Here is a 2541-nt window from a genome sequence, read left to right as displayed (position 1 = left end):
GAACTCGGTCAGTGCCGAAGCGGACCGCCACCTCAGCTAGTGGTCGCCGTCACGCGGCTGCGAACAGGCGTCCGCGCTGCGTGATGCCGGGGAGCGGGAAAGTCCTCGGCATCACGCCGACAGGCCGAGCGCTTCCATCCTCGCCGCGTGCGCCTGGGCGATCCGATCGAACATGTCCACCAACGCCTGTAGGTCACCCATGCCGGCCAGGAGGCCGGTCAGCGCCTCCCGGTCCACCGCCACCCGCTGGGCCTGGGTCAGCGCCTCCCCCATCAGCCGCCGGGCCCACAGCGCGAGCCGGCCAGCCACAGTCGGATTCGCCTCGATCGCGGCACGGACGCGCTCTACCGCAAACGCCGCGTGCCCCGTGTCGGCCAGGACGTCGAGGACCAGTTCGCGGGCGTCGGGTGCGAGCACCGACGCGATCTCACGGTAGAAATCGGCAACGATGTTGTCACCGACATACACCTTGACCAGGCTTTCCAGCCAGTCCGCCGGCGCGGTGAGGTTGTGGAAAACCGTCAGCGGGACCACGAACGGCCCCATGGCCTCCTCGGGATCCGCGCCCATGCGCAGCAAATGCTCCTGAACGGTCTCGAAATGCGCGAACTCGGCCGCCGCCATCCGGGCGAGAGCGATCTTGTCCAGCAGCGTGGGAGCCATCCGCGCGTCCGTGGCCAGCCGCTCGAACGCGGTCAGTTCACCGAAGGCCAACAAACCCAGCAGATCGATGACGGCGATCCGTGACGCGGCAGCCCGATCGGATACACCCGTCCTGTCCGTCATCGCTGACCACCTCAGTATCGCCCGGCACGAACCGCCCCGAAATATGTCGACAGGATGGCACGGCCAGAACGCCTGCTGGCGCAGGCATTCGCGGCGCGTCATCCCCTGGCCGGCACCCACCCCACCGAAGGTCATTGTGCCGGAACATGTCGCGGAGGCCCATCCTCAGGTTATCCTTGTCATCAGCCGGGGGTTGACAAGACCACTTCCGGCCCGCGCGGGCGTCGCCCCACCCCGGGTCAGCGGACCCCGCCGGTAGATATCGCGAGCGGGTGCGGCGTCGGATCCCGCTCATAGCAGACCAGGAGCATCCCGCTGTCCGTTTCGACTGAAACCACCGCACCCCCGCACGAGGAGCCCACGAACTTTCCCAGCACCGGCAGGACGGTGGCCTCAGCCGCCGCCGCGTCGGCGCCCGGTTTCGCGGCTCTCGGTGTCCGCGAAGAGATCGTCGAGGCTCTGCGTGACCAGGGCATCATCTCCCCCTTTCCCATCCAGGAACTGACGCTCCCCCTCGCGCTGGCCGGCTCCGACCTCATCGGCCAGGCCCGCACCGGGACCGGCAAAACCCTCGCCTTCGGCATCCCGCTTGTGCAGACCGTAACCAGCCGCGCCGAGGGCGCCACCGGGCGCCCCCAGGCTCTGGTGGTCGTTCCCACCCGTGAGCTGTGCGTTCAGGTCGCCGCTGACATCGGCCGGGCTGGCGCGCACCGCGATCTGCGGGTGCTCTCGGTCTACGGCGGGCGTGCCTACGAACCACAGCTGGCGGACCTGCGCTCGGGCGTGGACATCGTCGTGGGTACCCCTGGCAGGCTGCTCGACCTGGCCCGGCAGAACGCCCTGGCGCTCACGGCGGTGCGCATGCTCGTTCTCGACGAAGCCGACGAGATGCTTGACCTCGGCTTTCTGCCGGATGTCGAGCGCATACTCGCCCAGATCCCCGACATCCGCCAGACGCTGCTTTTCTCGGCGACGATGCCGGGGCCGGTCGTGGCACTGGCTCGCCGGTTCATGCGGCGGGCGGTCCACGTCACGGCGGAACGCCCGGACGAGGGCCGCACCGTCCCAGACATCCAGCAGCACGTTTTCCGCGCCCACGCGCTTGACAAGATCGAAGTTTTGGCTCGGATCCTGCAGGCCGACGGCCGTGGGCTGGCCATCGTCTTCGTCCGGACCCGGCGCACCGCTGACAAGGTCGTCGATGACCTGGCCCGGCGGGGCTTCGCCACCGCGGCCGTGCACGGTGACATCGGCCAGGGCCAACGTGAGCAGGCGTTGCGGGCGTTCCGGACAGGCAAGATCGATGTGCTGGTCGCCACCGACGTGGCGGCCCGCGGCATCGACATCGGCGGGGTGACCCACGTGGTCAACTACCAGTGCCCCGAGGACGAGAACGTCTACCTCCACCGCATCGGCCGTACCGGCCGGGCCGGCGGCAGCGGCGTGGCCGTGACCTTCGTCGACTGGGACGACATGCCACGGTGGGCTCTGGTCAACCGGGCGCTGGGGCTGTCCTTCGACACGCCGGTCGAGACCTACTCGACCTCCCCGCACCTGTTTGAGGATCTTGAGATCCCCGCGGACGCGCTTGGCGTGCTGCCGCACGCATCCCGTACCCGCGCCGGGCTCGCGGCTGAAAAGGTCGAGGACCTCGGTGAAACCGGTCGAGGCGGGCGGCGCCGGCAGCGCAGGGCCAGTGACCAGTCCGACGCGGCCTCAGCCGAGCCGCCTGCCGATCGACCCCCTGGTTCCCGC

At 69.4% G+C, this 2541-nt stretch carries 2 protein-coding genes; one reads left to right on the top strand and one right to left on the bottom strand.

The window, feature by feature from the left end:
* Positions 1–111: 111 nt before the first annotated feature.
* Complete coding sequence (locus MJ777_RS22655; RefSeq protein WP_239309554.1) at positions 112–786, bottom strand: ferritin-like fold-containing protein; 675 nt, start codon at positions 784–786, stop codon at positions 112–114.
* A 387-nt stretch (positions 787–1173) separates the two neighbouring features.
* On the opposite strand from MJ777_RS22655, the gene MJ777_RS22650 reads away from it, so the two are divergent.
* A partial coding sequence (locus MJ777_RS22650) for a DEAD/DEAH box helicase (protein WP_239377742.1) occupies positions 1174–2541 on the top strand: 1368 nt, incomplete at its 3' end.

The sequence above is a fragment of the Protofrankia sp. Cj5 genome (genome assembly GCF_917627405.1).
Taxonomy (GTDB): Bacteria; Actinomycetota; Actinomycetes; order Frankiales; family Frankiaceae; genus Protofrankia.
Note: the sequence above shows the minus strand (reverse complement) of the source record. Positions and strands in the feature narration are given on the sequence as shown.